Consider the following 17973-nt stretch of genomic DNA (forward strand, 5'->3'; position numbering starts at 1 on the left):
CAAAATCCTAAAAATAGGTATTTACCGCGGCACTAAGGGTATCGCGCATATCCGGATCGTCGGTCAACGGAGTGACCAGTGCCATTTTACAGGCATCCATGGGGCTAATGCCCTTGCCGACCAGTTGTGCCGCATAGACCAGTAGGCGGGTGGACATACCTTCGTCCAGACCATGCCCCTTCAGGTTGCGTGAACGTTGTGCAATCTGCACCAGTTTCTCGGCGGTTGCACTGTCAACGTTGCCCTCGTGAATGACAATTTCAGTCTCGACTTCGGTATCCGGATAATCGAAGTCCATACCGCCAAAACGCTGTTTGGTCGACTGTTTGAGGTCCTTCATCAGGGATTGATAACCCGGGTTGTAGGAGATGACGATCTGGAAGTCCTCGTGGGCCTTGACCAGTTCACCCTTCTTCTCCAATGGCAGTTCGCGACGATGGTCGGTCAATGGGTGGATCACTACAGTGGTATCCTGACGGGCTTCGACCACCTCGTCGAGATAGCAGATGGCGCCTATACGGGCGGCGACGGTCAAAGGGCCGTCCTGCCACTTGGTGCCGTTGATATCGAGCAGGAAGCGCCCAACCAGGTCGGAGGCGGTCATGTCTTCGTTACAGGCTACTGTAATCAGTGGCTTTTGCAGCTTCCACGCCATGTATTCGACGAAGCGGGACTTACCGCAACCGGTGGGGCCTTTCAGCATAACCGGCATGCGGGCGTCATAAGCTGCCTGGTACATATCCACCTCGTTCTTCACCGGGCGGTAGTAGGGCTCATTACTAATCAGGTACTGGTCGCGGTTGATATCACTCATTGTCTTATTCCTTGTCGGGCATCTGCATAGGCCCGCTCTGCAGGTTCAGAAATAGATTGAAAATGGTGCTTGGCTATATACAGTATTCCTGGTGCACATAGCCAAGCATCATTGGCCAGTGGTAGTCGTTCCCCGCCCTGTAGATCGGGCGGGGAACGAGCGCTTAAGTCGGAAGTGAATCAGAACTTAAGCAGGTGTACCTCGGTAGATAACCATCGAAGCACCGGCACACTGGGCGTAGTTGTCCAGGCCCAGCAGACGCACATGGTTGTCAGGGTGAGCCTGGTGGCAGGCCTCACACTCGGCCAGGATGGCGTCGACATCGGTCTCACCGAACATGGGTAGTTTCCACATGTACCAGTAGCTGCCGGACGCGTTCTGCGGCTCGGTGTGCTCTATGGACGGATTCCAACCCTTGGAAACGATGAAGTCGATCTGGGTACGGATCTGTTCAGGGCTCATGGCCGGCAGGTAGGAGAAAGTCTCGAACTTGCGGCTGTCGGTATCTTCCAGACTGGAAGCATAATCCTGCATTTCACTCATTTGTATATACCTCAAAAATTAGTTTCGGACTCGCTTTGGCTTGCTCAGGAGTGGGGCCGGCAGAGCGCCGGCTCTCTTCTCCATGCCACTATATTGGCGGACTCCTGCAGCTCCACTCGATCCACTATTTGTGAGAAACGTCCAACTTGTCGACAGTGTCGAATTCGAACTTGATCTCTTTCCAGGTTTCCATAGCGGCTTTCAGCTCAGGGCTGTGGCCGGCGGCAGCAGTGAGAATCTCCTTACCTTCCTTCTCCAGCTCACGGCCCTGGTTACGCGCTTCAACACAAGCCTCAACCGCAACACGGTTCGCGGCTGCGCCAGCAGCATTGCCCCAGGGATGACCCAGAGTGCCGCCACCAAACTGCAGTACAGAGTCGTCACCGAAGATGCTGACCAGTGCAGGCATATGCCATACGTGGATACCACCGGAAGCAACCGGCAGAACGCCAGGCATTGCGCCCCAGTCCTGATCGAAGAAGATACCTCGTGAACGGTCTTCTTTAACGTAGGAGTCGCGCATGATGTCGATCCAACCCAGAGTCGCGTCACGGTCGCCTTCCAGCTTACCGACAACGGTACCTGAATGTAGATGATCACCACCGGAGAGACGCAGGATCTTGGTCAGTACGCGGAAGTGGATACCGTGGTGTGGGTTACGGTCAAGTACAGCGTGCATGGCGCGGTGAATGTGCAGCAGCATGCCGTTGTCCTGACACCACTGTGCCAGCTGGGTGTTCGCAGACCAGCCACCGGTGATGTAGTCGTGCATGATGATCGGCGCGCCGATCTCTTTCGCATACTCGGCACGCTTCATCATTTCGTCAGAAGTTGGTGCGGTAACGTTCAGGTAGTGACCTTTTCGCTCACCGGTTTCAGCTTCAGCTTTGTGGATCGCTTCCATAACGAAGTCAAAACGGTGTCTCCAGCGCATGAATGGCTGAGAGTTGACGTTCTCATCGTCCTTGGTGAAGTCGAGACCACCACGCAGACCTTCATAGCAGGCACGGCCGTAGTTCTTGGCAGACAGACCCAGCTTCGGTTTGATGGTACAGCCCAGCAGTGGACGACCATACTTGTTCAGCAGGTCACGCTCTACCTGGATGCCCTGAGGGGGACCATTACAGGTCATTACATAAGCGATCGGGAAGCGAATGTCTTCCAGACGCAGAGCACGCAGGGCTTTGAAGCCAAATACGTTACCAACCAGTGAGGTCATAACGTTAACTACTGAGCCCTCTTCGAACAGATCGATCGGGTAGGCAACGAAAGCATAGAAACAGGTATCGTCGCCTGGTACGTCTTCGATGGCGTAGGCGCGGCCTTTGTAGTAGTCCAGGTCGGTCAGCAGATCGGTCCATACAGTTGTCCAGGTACCGGTGGAAGACTCAGCGGCAACAGCAGCTGCAACCTCTTCACGTGGTACACCGGGCTGAGGGGTAACTTTAAAACACGCCAGTATGTCAGTGTCCTTAGGTGTGTAATCGGGCATCCAGTATGTTTCGCGGTACTCTTTTACGCCCGCATCATATTTCTTGGCCATTTTTGCGATTCCTCCAGATTTAGGATTGCGTTGCCTTGAAAATCAGCGATGGAAGGTTCTATTCCACGCGGTTGCTAATAATCAGTCTCTTTGTGCATAACACTACTCAAGGTGGATGAATTATTAGGGCAGAAGCCGATTAAGGGAAGTCAGTTCTTTTGATTGAGAGTATAAATAAATACTTATACCACTTTCGATTTGTGGTAGATTAGCTGATAGCTGTTCAAATGGGGAAAGAGGGATTAATCATGCATTTCACACTACGTCAGCTGCGTGTTTTCAAGACCGTCGCAGAGCACCTCAACTACACGCAAGCAGCGCGGACGCTGCATCTGAGTCAGCCTGCAGTCTCTATGCAGGTCAAGCAGTTGGAAGAGTCAGTCGAGTTACCCCTGTTTGAGCAGACGGGGAAAAAAATTCAATTGACTGAGGCTGGTCGGGAGGTCTTTCAGTATTGCCGCACAATATTTCAGACCATCGAAGAGATGGAGGAGGTGATTGCCTCGCTTAAGGGACTGGACACTGGACACCTGGATATCTCAGTTGCAAGTACAGTTAACTATTTCGCACCTCGTCTTCTGGCTGCGTTCAGTCGCCAGTTTCCTGGTATCGATCTACGCTTGGATGTGACCAATCGTCAGCGTCTGATGGCTCAATTACAGAGCAATGAGACAGATTTGGTATTAATGGGCCGCCCCCCAGAAGATAGCGATCTGGAGTTTGAACCATTTATGGATAATCCTCTGGTGGTAATCGCACCACCTGGCCATCCACTGGAGAGTGAGCAGCGTGTTCCTGCCAGCCGTTTGAGTGAAGAGGTTTTTATCATGCGCGAGGCGGGTTCTGGAACCCGACTCGCAATGGAGCGCTATTTTGCTGAGCAGCAGATTGAGATCAGAACCGGTATGCGGATGACACGTAATGAAGCGATAAAGCAGGCGGTGCGTGCGGGCATGGGGTTAGGCGTCGTCTCGACCCACACCATTGAACTGGAGCTTGAGACCGGGCGTTTGGTGGTGCTTGATATTGAAGGTTTCCCTCTAAAAAGGCACTGGTATCTTGTTTACCGCAGAAATAAGCGTCTGGCACCTGCCGCTAGGGCCTTTCACGATTTCGTGATGTCTGAGGCACAGCACATCAAAGATGAGCCAGTTTGAATGCAGTAAACCGGCTGAGGGGTTATAATCCTTTTTCAGCCAGTATCACCATGGAGTCGTCCAAATCATGTCAGATCAGGGCACAACGGATAACATCTCTCACAACAGGGGTGACTATCCAATCCTGAATCAAATCAATTCTCCGGGTGAGTTACGTCAACTCGATCCAATCAAACTCCGACCTCTGGCTGCAGAAATGCGTAGATTTCTGATCGACAGCGTCTCCCAGACAGGTGGCCATTTGGCGGCTGGATTGGGTGTGGTGGAGCTGACTATTGCCCTGCACTATGTTTTCAATACCCCCTATGATCGCCTGGTCTGGGATGTGGGGCATCAGGCCTATCCGCATAAGATTCTCACCGAACGGCGTGAACGTATGGGGACACTACGTAAGAAAGGGGGGCTTTCGGGCTTTCCCAAACGCAGTGAAAGTGAATATGACACCTTCGGTACAGGACACTCCAGTACCTCGATAGGTGCAGCTTTGGGTATGGCTGTTGCCTCAAAGCAGAAGGGGGAAAACCGAAAAGTCGTTGCTGTCATAGGTGATGGGGCAATGGGAGCCGGAATGGCCTTCGAGGCCCTGAATCAGGCCGGCGCACTGGATCAGGATCTGTTGGTGATCCTCAACGACAATGATATGTCGATCTCCAAACCTGTGGGTGGCTTTAGCAACCATTTGGCGAGGCTCCTTTCCGGCAAGGTCTACACCAGTATGCGTGAAGGTGGAAAATCGGCCTTGAGCCATCTGCCTCACCAGTTCAGCGACATAGTCGGTAAATGGGAAGAGCATATGAAGGGTATGGTGATGCCCGGTACCCTCTTCGAAGAGATGGGATTCAACTATATCGGTCCAATTGAGGGACACGACTTTGACACCTTGGTCGCCACACTGCACAACATGCGACATATGCGGGGCCCACGCCTGCTGCATGTTGTGACCCAGAAGGGCAGAGGTTATGTGCCTGCTGAGCAGGACCCCTGTGTCTATCATGGTGTTACCCCCTTTGATCCAGCGACAGGAAAAATGGAAAAAGGAGCTGGGCAGAAGAGCTACACACAAGTCTTTGGTGACTGGTTATGTCAGGCAGCTGAGCAGGACGAAAGATTGGTTGCGATTACTCCGGCAATGAGCGAAGGCTCTGGCATGGTCGAATATGCAAAGCGTTTTTCCCAACGTTACTTCGATGTAGGAATTGCGGAGCAACATGCTCTGACCTTCGCTGCAGGTCTGGCCTGTGAAGGTCTGAAGCCGGTGGTTGCCATCTATTCAACTTTTCTGCAGCGGGCTTATGATCAATTAATCCATGATGTTGCTCTGCAAAACCTGGATGTCACCCTGGCAGTGGATCGGGCAGGGCAGGTGGGTGCGGATGGGGCCACTCACGCCGGTTCTTTTGATCTCAGTTATGCCCGGGCTATTCCCAACATGGTGATTATGGCGCCTGGGGATGAAAATGAGTGTGCTCGATTACTGCAAACAGGCTTTAACTACACTGGTCCAGCTTTAGTCAGATACCCTCGCGGTGCAGGACCAGGTGTGGATGTTGAATCAGAGTCCATCCCTATACCCATTGGGGAGAGTGAGGTCAGAAGGCGTGGTAAGCATACCGCACTGTTGGTATTTGGAAGTCCGCTTTCAGTGGCGCATCAGGTGGCAGATCATGTCGACGCGACTTTGGTCAATATGCGATTCATCAAACCTCTGGATGAGAACATGGTTCGGGATCTTGCCAAAACGCATGAGATTCTAGTGACAATCGAAGAGAATGTAATTCAGGGTGGTGCCGGTTCTGCAGTCAATGAGTTTCTGGTCTCAGAGGGTATACAGACCAAAATGGTTAATCTTGGATTGCCGGATCGCTATCTGGATCACGCCAGCCATCAGCAACAGCTTGCAGAAGCTGGTTTGGATTATGCCGGAATTCTTGCAGCGATTGAGCGTGCCAGTCGTGAGAGTAAATTACGTCTGGCTTGATGCGTAATGTTACAGATCACACCACTCTCTGCTTTTGATGACAACTATATCTGGATGCTCAGAAATCCAGGGGCCTCACAGGCTGTGGCAGTGGATCCCGGTGATGAGACGCCAGTATTGAACTGGTTACATGAGAATGGCATGACGCTTAGTGCTGTTTTGATTACACACCACCACTATGATCATGTTGGTGGCGTGCCAGAACTCAAACAGGCCTTTCCCGAGCTGAAAGTATTTGGGCCAGCTGGGGAATCGATCAAGGGGGTTACTGAAACCTTGAGAGAGGGTGACCGGCCAGTAATTCCCGGTCTAGAGGCTGATTTTCAGGTGCTTGAAGTGCCTGGCCACACAGCTGGACATATTGCCTATTTCGGAGAAGGTGGGCTGTTTTGTGGTGATACACTGTTTGCTGCAGGTTGTGGCCGCGTTTTCGATGGTACTGCGGAGCAACTGGCGGGCTCTCTGCAACGGATTGCACAACTGCCCGAGCAAACAAAAATATATTGTGCCCATGAATATACTATGGATAATTTAGGCTTCGCCCGTTGGGTGGAACCTGAGCGTCAGGCCATTATAGAACGTATTGAGTCTGAGCAGCGAAAACGCCAAGACGGAGAGCCAACCCTGCCTTCCAGTCTGGAAGTGGAGTTGGAGACAAATCCATTTTTGCGCACAACAATAAAGAGTGTGATAGCCACTGCGGAAAAGATATCGGGTAAATCACTAACCTCCCAAGCTGAGGTTTTTAAAGTGATACGCCAATGGAAGGATAGTAAATACGATTAGAATTAAGGAATCTCTGAACAGGTTGTGGAGAGGCTTTTACCGCCAAAATCTACCCTTCCTGGATTTTTTCAGAGGTCGCCCAAGATGGGAAATTTGCCGATTGGTTTATTAAGGATCAACAAACCGTGAACACAGGGATGATGAGATGTCCTTTACAACGATAACCAAAATATCTGGTCGCAAGGATCTACCTCTTGCAACCATCCTGCTTATTCTGACTACGCTTTCTATTTTCATCATCTGGCAGTTGGATGATAACTCGGCTTTGTCTGAGATATTGTCCGACTATCAGAGTTCCGGACTTCACGAATATGAAAAGAGACAGTATGAGGCCTACCTGGAAAAGTACATGACAGTTCCAAGTGCGGCACTGTCGAAGCTGGACGACACAACACAATGGGAACAGTTTGTAAGAATTCAGTCAGATACAACATTTCAATTCTGGTTGTGGAATGGCAACTTTGATGGCGCTCAGAATCAAGACCATTTGCAATGGAAAGAGAAGCATTCACAGCTGATCAAACGCTTTAGTGACGTTACTTATATTGAGTATGGTCTGGTTGCTGGAAAGATGAATGGGCTGTCACTCTTCGGTCATATGTTTCTGCACGCAGGCGTAATACATCTGTTAAGCAATCTTATTGTCTTGGGTTTATTGGGTCTGATGGTTGAGAGACTGCTGGGTAGGGTTCTATTTCTCGGGATTTATCTTACTTCGGGATTGGTTGCGGCTATTCTCGCATTGTCTATCAATCCAGCCGGCTTGCTTCATATGGTGGGCGCTGGCGGTGCTATTTCCGGAGTCTTGGGTATGGCGACTGTTATTTTGGGACGCAGAAAAATAGCACTCTTCGAACTTTTCGGTATTAATGCCAATCAGTTGGCTCTGCCTCTATTTGTGATACTGCCGTTCTGGTTAGCCATTGAATTAATACAGCTTGCCCTATATTCCGAGAGTCAAATCCAATATTTGACTCATATTGGTTGCTTTCTTATTACAGCAACAGTAACACTACTGTTAAAACATACTAAATGGGTTTTCGGTATTGAGTTATCTGATGAGGCTGAGGGGGCATCTGATGTAACACCCAGATTGGCATCTGCTAAGGATCTTTGCCAGTCTGAAAATCACAAAGAGGCGTTACGTCTACTTCGTCGACTCTATCGGGAAGCGACTAGCAACAGCGAATTTTTGTCCCTCTACTATCAGTGCAGTCGAGCCTTGCCTGAAAGCGAAGACTTCCATCGGGCTGCCCGTGCCATTTTCAGTCTGGATGACAGAGACAGCAAATCAGTTGATTTGATTCGAGCGACCTACATCGATTATGTCAGGCTTGCCCAGCCTGGACCGAGATTTACTGAAAATATACTCTATAGATTGGCAGAGCTGTTTGTCGATCGGAAATGGTGTGATGAAGTCGATGGGATCATGTCACTGATGCATAAGAAAAGGGCTGCATGTCTCTTTGCGAGTAATCTACCCTATAGATATGCGAAATTACTTGATGAGCAGGGGCGGACTGTTGACGGTACTGAGTATCTTAAAAGTATTGTTTAACTGCTACAGGTGTGGTTGATCAGCATAGATCATGAGTATCAAGTAGGGTGGGGCCATGCCCCACCAAAAGCCGTCAGACGTCCACTATATATAAATGATCAGCATAGATCTTTATTTAAAATACAGCAACAACTTCATTTCGAATTCCAGCTTCTCTGGTGGGGCATGGCCCCACCCTACAAAACTAGCAGAGGTCATGAGTATCCACGGTAGGGTGGGGCCATGCCCCACCAAAAGGTATCAGGCGTCCACTGTTTAAGAATGATCAGCAAAGATCTTTATTTACAAATACAGCGACAACTTCATTTCGATTTCCAGCTGGGGCATGGTCCCACTCTACAAAATAGAAGTGAGTTAATGTGCTTTCCAGTTAATCTTCAGGTATACAGATTTTGTTCTCACCAACCGCCTTAAGTGTTCGATAGAAGAGAAAAGTAACCACCAGGGTAAGTACTGAAAGCAACAGCCACCCAATGATTGCAAAGCCTCTCTCATTGGTTGTCTCATACATCAGCAGAGATGCGATGGTGATCGCAGCCAATGGAAAAGAGTAGGCCCACCAGGAGAGGAAAAATTGCAATCGGCTAAAACGAATTGCCATACTTGCCAATAGCAGTGTCAGAAAGAGACCGCTGTAGTATAAGACGTGGGCAAAGTTGTCCACACCGCCATTCAATTTTACATAAGAGATAAAGCCAACTGCTGGTGGCGCGATAAGTATGAAGAAGGTGGGCATCAACTTATCTGGTAGTGGATTATGGAATAGCACGCGATAAATGATGATAGTGAAAAGCACCATCCAAAAAACGATACCTATACTGAAAAAGAACCAGGAAATTTCATAGTGCCCATGAGTTGTTCCTGCGACGGGTACCAGCACATTTCCAACCACTGGAATGAACCAGGCAGGATTGATGTGGTGGATTTCAAACTTGTCATGATGAATCCAGATATTCATGACATATAAGGTAAAGCCAAGATGAAGTGCGCTACCGATTGACCAAAGCAGATAGGAGATGGCCGGCTGTGTCTGCAGTAGTGTAATCGAGAGAAGAATAAGGCTGATAGAGACAGCTGGAAAAAAATTGAGTTTGACTGGATGGTTCAACTCTTTAACCACTTGCTCGGGATGGCGCATTAATTTCATGCTGTAAAGCACAAGTAGAATTATAAAAACAGCCACTGTGAATGGAATCAATGCCATTTCAATCCTGAATGGAAGTTGAAAGACTGCTTGGGCCTTTTCCCAGGCAATGCATAGGCCAGCCAATCCCATAACCATAGCGAAAAATGAGATTGGGAAATGAGCCAGACGAGAGTCTTCTTTCATATTGAAATTATCCGCGCAATTGCCAGTTTAAGGAACCTCTGATCAATTCGTGAACTCGCATCTTCGTCCTGAATTAATCAGAGGTTCCTTCAATGTTGACTAAAAGAGTATGTTAAAGTGCCTGGGTGGACATTGAAAAATATCAAATGCCTCATGAAGTGTGTGGGAAAGGAGTGAGCACGCTATTCCGTCTGAAATTTATCTTGATGGTTTCCACGGGTATAAAAAAGCCGCCGCGCTGAAGGCGCGGCGGCTTCATATTCCTTACCGTAGGAAGGAATCAGACGTTGCGTGCGTCCATCATACGTTCGATGATGGGTTGCAGAATGATCTCCATTGAGAAGCCCATCTTGCCGCCAGGTACGACGATCGAGTTACGTCGAGACATGAATGAGCCATCGATCATCGACAACAGATAGGGGAAGTCCATATCAAATTTCTTAGGGTCGCTGAAACGAATTACCACAAAGCTCTCATCGGGCGTAGGAATGTCACGCGCTATGAAAGGGTTTGAGGTATCCACTGTTGGTACCCGCTGGAAGTTAATGTCAGTCCGTGAAAACTGAGGTGTGACATGGTTGATGTAGTCGGGCATACGTCGCATGATGGTGTCGACGATCGCTTCTTCACTGTAGCCCCGCTCTGCATTGTCGCGGAAAATTTTCTGGATCCACTCCAGATTGACAATTGGCACTACGCCAACACCCAGATCTACATTTTTGGCGACGTCAACATCACCATCGACCACCATGCCGTGCAGACCCTCATAGAACAGCAGGTCTGTACCTTCCTCAATCTTCTCCCAAGGGGTGAATTCCCCTGGCTTCTGGTCACAGCCCAGGCGACTGTTGTGTTCAGCAGCTTCTTCAGGGCTGTGCAGGTAGTAGCGCTTGTCACCACTGCCTGTCTCGCCATAGTTCTTGAAGAGGCTCGCTATCTTATCGAAATGGTTGGCATCGGGGCCGAAATGGCTGAGTCCTTCAGACATTTTTTCGCGCATTTCAACCCGGGTGAAGCGATGGAAACTGTCGCCTTCGACAACTGCGGGTTTAATGCCATCACGATAGAAAATGTGTTCGAAAGCTCGCTTGACAGTAGTAGTGCCGGCGCCTGATGAGCCAGTTACGGCCACCACTGGATGCTTTTTTGACATGTGCTTCTCCCTAATTTAATCATTGTAATGGTTATGTCCGGCGCCCTCGATAGGAGCTGTTTTTTTATCTCCGGACCAGGTTTTGAGAAAAAAATGGTTGCCAACTATAACACGGCATTTCTCCATTTCCAGCGTATTAGGGTATAGGGGCAGCTTATACGATTGACCCTTTTCAGAAATTAATCAGGTATTTCAATATGGATAGCGTTGATGTTGCGATGCAATATCAGACGCCCTCTGATAGGTATAAAAACGTTAAAAAAGTGTGTTGTTGAGCCACAGATGGGTCTGTATGCCGATAAAAAAGCCCAACATGATCGCAGGTGTCCAGCGCAGGTGAGAGAAGAAGGTGTATTTACCATTGGACTGTCCCATCAGGGCTACACCCGCTGCGGACCCGATAGAGAGCAGGCTACCACCAATTCCAGCGGTGAGGGTGATCAGCAGCCATTGGCCGAGGGACATCTGCGGGGCCATATTCAATACCACCGACATGGTGGGTATGTTCTCCAGCACTGCAGAGGCCATGCCGATAGTAACATTGGCGGCAGTCGCGCCAAGCTGAATATAGAGGATCTCGGAAGCTATTGTCAGATAACCCAAATAACCCAGACCACTGACACAAAGGATGACACCACCAAGAAACAGCAAGGTATCCCACTCGGAGCGGGCCACTCTCAGAAAGACGTCGAAGGGCTGGCGGCTCTCAACCACCACTGAAAAATCGGCTGTTTCAGATGTGATGACCCTTTCGTTACTGGGTTCATGGGTTTTTTTCAGGTAGTAACCGAAGAATTGCAGATAGGATAGTCCGGTCATCATGCCAATGGTTGCTGGCAGCCCCAGCTGGCCCTGGAAAACCACTGCGGTGGCTATGGTGAGCAGAAACAGCCCCATGATTCGTTTTGCACCCCGACTCATTCTGACCTGCTCCTGGGGGAGGCTGAGTTTGCCCGAGGGTAGTGCAAAATGCATCATCACTGCCGGTATCAGGTAGCTGATCAATGCCGGCAGGAACAGGTTGAAAAAGGAGAAAAAATCAACACGACCGGTAGTACTGACTATGTTCTGTTGCCACACCATCAGAGTGGTGATGTCACCGAAGGGGCTATAGGCGCCGCCAGCGTTGCAGGCTAATACGACATTAACACAGGCTAAAGCAACGAAGCGGTGGTTATCCCGTTCCAGATTCAGCACAACCGCCCCCATTAGCAGGGCTGTTGAGAGATTATCCAGAAATGGTGAAAGAAAGAAGGCCGCTAAACCTGTGATCCAGAACATACGACGGTAACTGTAGCGCTGATGAGCCACCCAGGTGCGCAGAGAGAGGAATACCCGACGCTCTGTCAGAGCGTTGATATAGGTCATCACCACCAGGATAAAGAGCATCAGTTCTGCATATTGCAAGAGGCTGTGTCTTAATGCCTGTTCAGCGTGGTGTCCTCCCACGATTTGGTGGGAATACCAGCCTATAAGTCCCCAAATGATACCTGCGGCAAGCAGCATTGGCTTGGATTTTCTGAGTTCTATGAACTCTTCCACACTCACTGCCACCAGGGCGAGAATAAATACTGACAGGCCGACCAGACCAACCCAATGATTACTCATACTATAACCGCCGGCCGACATGTGTTCAGCCAGCAGAATATCCGGAGCGAAGCAGAGTAAAATGAGGATTGCCAGACGTTTAGTGAGGTTCATGATTACATCGTACTTCGGTGTTGTGTCAGTTATCCAAGCATATCATTCTACATGGCCTGTTTGATGAATTTCTGAACAGTTGTGGCGATGAGGTTTTGGTAGGTTAACAGCTGCGCCGTTAAAGCACGACGCAGCTACTGCCCGAGTTCTAGAATGCACCTGCATTGATCCAGATATGGGTTGCAATACTGGCGAGATATCCCAGTGCAATTACTGGTGCCCACTTAAGGTGGCCGAAAAAGGTATATTTACCTCGTGCTTGTCCCATCAATGCTACACCAGCAGCGGAACCGATAGAGAGCATGGAGCCACCGACACCGGCGGTCAGGGTAACCAGCAGCCACTGCCCCATGGACATGTCGGGCATCATGGTCAGAACCGCGAACATTACCGGAATGTTATCGACGATCGCGGAAAGAACCCCAACCATGACATTTGCCGGGGTTGCATTCATTGCCGCTGTTAGCTCTAAGGCGCTACCCCACTGGTTGTACATCACTTCAGACGCCATTGCCAGATAGCCGATAAAACCCAGGCCTCCGACACATAGCACGACACCGTAGAAGAAGAGTAGGGTATCCCACTCGGCTCGGGCCACCTTGTTGAACACGTCGAAGGAGACAATGTCGCCCATCTGACCGTCATGTTCAATTTCGGTAACGTCACCATTGGTCAATTGAGGGTGGTCACGATGGTAGGTCTTCTTGAGGTAAAAACCGAAAAATTGCAGATAAGCCAAGCCGGTTAACATGCCAATAACTGGAGGCATACCCAGGAAGTTGTGGAAACTCACTGCAGTAACAATGGTGGCAAGAAAGAAGACAATGATACGCTTGGCACCACGCTTCATCTCAACACTTTCACCCCCAGCATCAGGATTCTCATTGGGTACAGCAAACATCATGATTGCTGCAGGCACCAGCCAGTTGACAAGTGAGGGGACAAATAGTGCAAAAAAGGCCCAGAAATCAACAGGACCCTGAACGGTTGAGATGTTTTTCTGCCAGACCATGAGTGTGGTGATATCACCAAATGGGCTGAAGGCGCCTCCCGCATTGGCGGCCACCACTATATTGATACAGGCAAGTAGAATGAATTTGGTGTTAGTGCCCCCTACAGCGAGCACCACTGCACACATCAGCAGGGCAGTGGTGAGGTTGTCGGCTACGGGAGAGATAAAGAAGGCGAGTACGCCGGTGATCCAGAAGAGTTGACGGAAGCTAAAACCCTTACTGACTAACCATGAGCGAAGTTTTTCGAATACGTTACGCTCATCCATGGCGTTGATATAGGTCATCGCCACCAGCAGGAACAGCATCAGTTCGGCATATTCGAGCAGATTATGGCGCACCATCTCTTCCGCTGCATGGGGCATATCGTGGGTCTGATAATACCAGGCGATCAGACCCCATATCAGGCCAGCGGCGAGGATTACTGGCTTAGATTTTCTCAGATGAGTGAACTCCTCAGCCATCACCAGCAAATAAGCCACTGCAAAGATAGCGATGGCGGTAAATCCAACCCAATGCCCCGTTAAATCAAGATGATCACCATTGCCGCTGCTTGCTAAGGCAATTGCAGGCACAAATAACAATAAAAGCAGACTTGCGATATGTTTCACTAAGGTCACCCCAATTCAATTTTTTATAGATCTTCGGCACTTAAACGCACAATTCTCAATGAAGGCAGCAAGCGGGTCAACTTTTTTAACTGAACCCTTGTGACGGGTCTCGTATTCAATACTCACTATTAAAATCCGAAGCGATGGGCGGCAATAGGGTGCAGCGGTCATTGATCCCCTTGAGGGTAGCTGTGTTCGAATCATTTTCTGGCTATGAAAAAGTCTGATGGTTGAGATGTTTTGCAAATAAATGGTTGGGTCAAGTGAATAAGTCACACATCAGTTATGAGTCATGTCATTGGTGGGAACAGGCTTCTTAATGCAAGCTGACTGCAGATCGTAAAGATTTGTGGCTTGTGGATAAGCTAATGAAAAATAATAGGATTATTCCAGAAAAAGGGGAGGGGAGGCATCACGAGCTAATCCTGGCAAGGAGTGTGCTCCTGGCGCATATGTATGCGAGTAAGGTCCCCCCTGGGGATATTTTACGTTGCGTACGCAGATATTCTGAGGTGACTTTCTGGGAAGAGCTGATGTGTGTTGCCATAAATCCCAAGGCTGGCAAGTTGATTGCTATTGTCGGCAGGCATCAGGCTGAGGGCTATAGCGGCATACTTCGTCGCCACGGATCGGTTCAGTATGTACGGTTTTTCGTCGACTGGGGAGATCAGAAAGGCTACCACCCGCTGGGTTTGAGCCATTTTAAAGTCTGTGATGTCGGGCAGGACAAGGAGAAGGATGGTTATCCAATTTTTCACCTGGTCTCACTTGGCTTTGATGCTGAGCGGTATTGGGATGCATTGATGCAGGGATTCCTTCCTAAAGTGCGAGCAGTTCTCTCTTGGAATCAGGTGCCAGAACTGGATACAGAGTTTATACCGGTGTTTGGCAACCGAATCGATTCCCAGATACGAGTCGATTCAGAAAAAGAGTTAATGCTGAATTTCAATATACCGGATGGAAGTGATCTGTTTGATTCATCGACTGAGCTGTCCAACGGTTGCTAATCCGGTAACTCATTAATCTGGATGAAGGACTGAACAGTGGGTGAAGTAGCAGAAGCTGTTCATGCAGTAAAAAACCTCCCTTCCTTCTATCGGCAGTAACAAGTCAATCTTCATTGGCAAGTGAATATGTCACAACTCATCTGTGTTCCATTCGATACGCCTCAAGGCCTGAGATTTGAAATCATATAGCCATACCAGATGGAAACGGCAGCAAGCAAAACGTTTCCCAGGGAGATCAAGTCTGGTGAAGCCGACAAAGATAGCGGACTCGGGCAAAGGAAGCCCAAACCAAATAACAGACCGGAGATAGGAAGATGACTGTTCACACTGATCACGAGATGTTCATCAATCAAAATGAATCAGCTTATGGATTTGATCAAATCGATACCACCGATTCAATGGGTGTAATCAATCCAACAGGCACCCTAACAGGGGCGTTTGCCTTCAATCAGCTTCTCTTATCGAGGAAAGAGCGTGTTGAAGGGTTGGGTAAGCGTCAGCTGGATGTTGTTTTTGGCCTGCTGATACTGGTTTTGGCCAGTCCGATTATTGTATTGACTACATCTTTGATCTGGCTCAGTACCATGGGTAAGGATCCAGTCTTATATCGTCAGCTGAGAGTTGGATGGAAAGGGCGTGAGTTTTACGTCTGGAAATTCCGTAGCATGCGAACAGATGCTGAAAAGAATGGCGCTCAGATGGCAGCTAAAAACGATGCCAGAGTTACCCGAATCGGACGTTTCATTCGTAAGACACGAATCGATGAGCTGCCGCAGATTTTAAATGTCTTGAGAGGAGAGATGAGTCTGGTCGGTCCCCGCCCAGAGAGACCAGAATTCGTCTCAAAATTTCAGCGCCAGATTCGTGGATATGCTCTCAGACATCAAGTAAAGCCAGGAATCACCGGATGGGCACAAGTCAAATATCCTTATGGTGAATCAGTAGAAGATGCAGCACACAAACTCTATTACGATCTGACCTATGTGCGTAAAAACAGTGTGGTGTTTGATCTGATGATACTGCTTCGTACGATACCGGTGGTATTGACCGGACATGGGGCCAGATAGTTTGTATCTGACATGAGATGACAGTTTATTAGTAGATGCTGGACTATATATAGCGAATAAATATTTAAATAACTTGAGGATCTGAAATGACCCATACTCTCCTTGCTAAATCGTTCAGAGTCGGCAGTTGACCCTAAAGAAAGTGAAGGTCTGCATCATGCTGCACTCATTGTGTACACCACAACAGAACTGAGCTTGTTTACAGAATTCAGGGATATGCACTCGGCGATTCGAGAGGATCATCATTTCATCCTTGAACTCAAGGACGTAACTCTATATTTATCCAGGCGCTATGGGTTGCCAGAGAAGATCCTTGTTGCCCTCGGAGATGCAGCCGCTTCTTGTTGATGTTTGCTGTTAGCAATCTGACCTGAGGCGCCAGGAGTGTCTAATCGTGGCAGTTACGAATAATTTGTTTCAATTCGCTCGGCAGTGTGGAAAAACCGAATCTTTTTCACACCGAACTTGGCAGAAGTACACACCATAACTTTTTCAGATGGAAAAAGCTTAAAGTTAAGGATGCTGCAGTTAATACATTAATTAACAATCAACGACCCGGAAGGAGTTACCCTTATGTTTATTGCAAATGATAAAGCGCTATATATTGATATTCGCAGTAGTGCAGAGGTGATGCTATATGGTTCGAAAAAGGGAGTTGATGCTCACATTCCTTATTTGGGTGGCCCGGTAGATGAGTGGAATGTCTTTCTGCAAAGCTACCGTTCCTATGCCAATAACAGCTTTATTAATGATATTTTTGACCTGCTCTGTGAATTTGATCTTTATCGGGACAGTGCAATTGTTTTGGTAGCCAGATCAAAACGTAAAGGGTTATTAGCCTCAAGTATTCTCAATGTGGCGGGGTATAGCAAAGTGATCGTAAAGGAATTTAGTGGCTATGAGGATAGTAAGGAGACTGTTGGCCAAGATGGTGAAAAAGGAGAAGCATCCCCTGCAGGGGAGGTGGCAGGTGTGGTATCAGATGTCAGTGAGTTTAAAAGCTTAGTGCATTGACGCTAAATGAAATGAGCTGGCGTGAATATAATAGAATATCTAATCTGTCAAGGCACCTATACCTAAGAGGCCTTCAAAGCGTTTGGTTGATAGAACCCTCTGGATAAGCTTGATTTTCAATACCGTTATGAAGTGTTAGATTATGTCCTGAGAGGCTCGACTAAACACTTGAAAACCGTTTCGTTTCTCAATAATGATCCAAAGGGTTCTAGATGTCCATATTGGACATCAGAAACCGAGGTTATGAGGTGGTTGGCAAATTACATATAGTTTTCTGCCCACTGTTATCGTCGCACAGATTGAACCTTCTCTTACCACCATGTGCGATTCTGAGAGAATCTTGCCGTTCATGCCATGACCGTCCGGGTAGCATTTTTTGATGATTTCCTTTTTGCTCATATCTTCTTTGGATGTATCTTCTATGCAGGGTTCCACTCTTTCACCTGTGTTGGCATTCAAAATCGTGGAAGAGAAGTCTTTATTAACAGTCAGAACAATTTTTGATTCATCTTGTGTAAGAACTTTTGCATTACTGTATTTTGTGCGATTACATCCTGAGGTTAGTAGTGAGACTAGAACAAGGATTAGTAGTGTGGTTATGATTTTATTCATCTTTGTGCTCCTTTTATATACTAGAAAAGGTAAGTTGTTTTCAGGGTCATAAGGTATTCCTGTGATAAATGGAATAGGGTGGATTATCT

General features: G+C 48.4%; 15 protein-coding genes. 7 read left to right on the top strand and 8 right to left on the bottom strand.

Annotated features, from left to right (window positions below; genetic code table 11):
* Positions 1 to 7: 7 nt before the first annotated feature.
* From AC4IFB_RS18950 to AC4IFB_RS18960, 3 genes are all read right to left on the bottom strand, one after another.
* A complete protein-coding gene (locus tag AC4IFB_RS18950; protein WP_490780998.1) occupies positions 8 to 814 on the bottom strand; it encodes a CbbQ/NirQ/NorQ/GpvN family protein in 807 nt (268 codons plus the stop codon).
* A 186-nt stretch (positions 815 to 1000) separates the two neighbouring features.
* On the bottom strand, positions 1001 to 1357 hold the full coding sequence (locus AC4IFB_RS18955) for a ribulose bisphosphate carboxylase small subunit (protein ID WP_490781038.1): 357 nt from the start codon (positions 1355 to 1357) through the stop codon (positions 1001 to 1003).
* A gap of 124 nt (positions 1358 to 1481) precedes the next feature.
* Positions 1482 to 2900, bottom strand: a complete 1419-nt coding sequence (locus AC4IFB_RS18960) for a form I ribulose bisphosphate carboxylase large subunit (protein WP_490778787.1) — start codon at positions 2898 to 2900, stop codon at positions 1482 to 1484.
* Positions 2901 to 3148: 248 nt separating this feature from the next.
* Here AC4IFB_RS18960 and AC4IFB_RS18965 point away from each other — a divergent pair, with 248 nt between their 5' ends.
* The 4 genes from AC4IFB_RS18965 to AC4IFB_RS18980 all read left to right on the top strand — a co-directional run bounded on the left by AC4IFB_RS18965 (position 3149) and on the right by AC4IFB_RS18980 (position 8379).
* Positions 3149 to 4057, top strand: a complete 909-nt coding sequence (locus AC4IFB_RS18965) for a LysR family transcriptional regulator (RefSeq protein WP_490780999.1) — start codon at positions 3149 to 3151, stop codon at positions 4055 to 4057.
* Positions 4058 to 4124: 67 nt separating this feature from the next.
* On the top strand, positions 4125 to 6035 hold the full coding sequence (gene dxs, locus AC4IFB_RS18970; protein WP_490778785.1) for a 1-deoxy-D-xylulose-5-phosphate synthase: 1911 nt from the start codon (positions 4125 to 4127) through the stop codon (positions 6033 to 6035).
* A 6-nt stretch (positions 6036 to 6041) separates the two neighbouring features.
* Positions 6042 to 6821 carry a hydroxyacylglutathione hydrolase gene (gene gloB, locus AC4IFB_RS18975; RefSeq protein ID WP_490778784.1) on the top strand — a complete coding sequence of 260 codons (780 nt, stop codon included), beginning with the start codon at positions 6042 to 6044 and terminating at the stop codon, positions 6819 to 6821.
* Between the two features lie 145 nt (positions 6822 to 6966).
* Positions 6967 to 8379: a rhomboid family intramembrane serine protease gene (locus tag AC4IFB_RS18980; RefSeq protein WP_490778783.1), complete on the top strand. Its 1413-nt coding sequence runs from the start codon at positions 6967 to 6969 to the stop codon at positions 8377 to 8379.
* A gap of 370 nt (positions 8380 to 8749) precedes the next feature.
* On the opposite strand, the gene AC4IFB_RS18985 is transcribed toward AC4IFB_RS18980, so the two are convergent.
* The 4 genes from AC4IFB_RS18985 to nhaD (AC4IFB_RS19000) form a co-directional block, all read right to left on the bottom strand.
* The gene (locus AC4IFB_RS18985; RefSeq protein WP_490781000.1) at positions 8750 to 9709 is read right to left on the bottom strand and encodes an SLAC1 anion channel family protein; all 960 of its coding nucleotides are present in this window, start codon (positions 9707 to 9709) and stop codon (positions 8750 to 8752) included.
* Between the two features lie 280 nt (positions 9710 to 9989).
* Positions 9990 to 10862 (bottom strand): phosphoribulokinase, encoded by an 873-nt coding sequence (locus AC4IFB_RS18990; protein WP_490778781.1) that lies wholly within the window; start codon positions 10860 to 10862, stop codon positions 9990 to 9992.
* Positions 10863 to 11117: 255 nt separating this feature from the next.
* Positions 11118 to 12563, bottom strand: a complete 1446-nt coding sequence (gene nhaD / locus AC4IFB_RS18995; protein WP_490781001.1) for a sodium:proton antiporter NhaD — start codon at positions 12561 to 12563, stop codon at positions 11118 to 11120.
* A 148-nt stretch (positions 12564 to 12711) separates the two neighbouring features.
* Positions 12712 to 14193: a sodium:proton antiporter NhaD gene (gene nhaD, locus AC4IFB_RS19000; RefSeq protein WP_490778779.1), complete on the bottom strand. Its 1482-nt coding sequence runs from the start codon at positions 14191 to 14193 to the stop codon at positions 12712 to 12714.
* A 359-nt stretch (positions 14194 to 14552) separates the two neighbouring features.
* On the opposite strand from nhaD (AC4IFB_RS19000), the gene AC4IFB_RS19005 reads away from it, so the two are divergent.
* The 3 genes from AC4IFB_RS19005 to AC4IFB_RS19015 all read left to right on the top strand — a co-directional run bounded on the left by AC4IFB_RS19005 (position 14553) and on the right by AC4IFB_RS19015 (position 17272).
* Positions 14553 to 15191 (top strand): hypothetical protein, encoded by a 639-nt coding sequence (locus AC4IFB_RS19005; RefSeq protein ID WP_490781002.1) that lies wholly within the window; start codon positions 14553 to 14555, stop codon positions 15189 to 15191.
* A gap of 314 nt (positions 15192 to 15505) precedes the next feature.
* On the top strand, positions 15506 to 16258 hold the full coding sequence (locus AC4IFB_RS19010) for an exopolysaccharide biosynthesis polyprenyl glycosylphosphotransferase (protein ID WP_490781003.1): 753 nt from the start codon (positions 15506 to 15508) through the stop codon (positions 16256 to 16258).
* 573 nt (positions 16259 to 16831) lie between these two features.
* Positions 16832 to 17272: a rhodanese-like domain-containing protein gene (locus AC4IFB_RS19015; RefSeq protein WP_490778775.1), complete on the top strand. Its 441-nt coding sequence runs from the start codon at positions 16832 to 16834 to the stop codon at positions 17270 to 17272.
* 228 nt (positions 17273 to 17500) lie between these two features.
* On the opposite strand, the gene AC4IFB_RS19020 is transcribed toward AC4IFB_RS19015, so the two are convergent.
* Positions 17501 to 17884 carry a hypothetical protein gene (locus AC4IFB_RS19020; protein ID WP_490778774.1) on the bottom strand — a complete coding sequence of 128 codons (384 nt, stop codon included), beginning with the start codon at positions 17882 to 17884 and terminating at the stop codon, positions 17501 to 17503.
* Positions 17885 to 17973 lie beyond the last annotated feature (89 nt).

The sequence above is a fragment of the Candidatus Thiodiazotropha sp. AKIB8 genome (genome assembly GCF_058244675.1).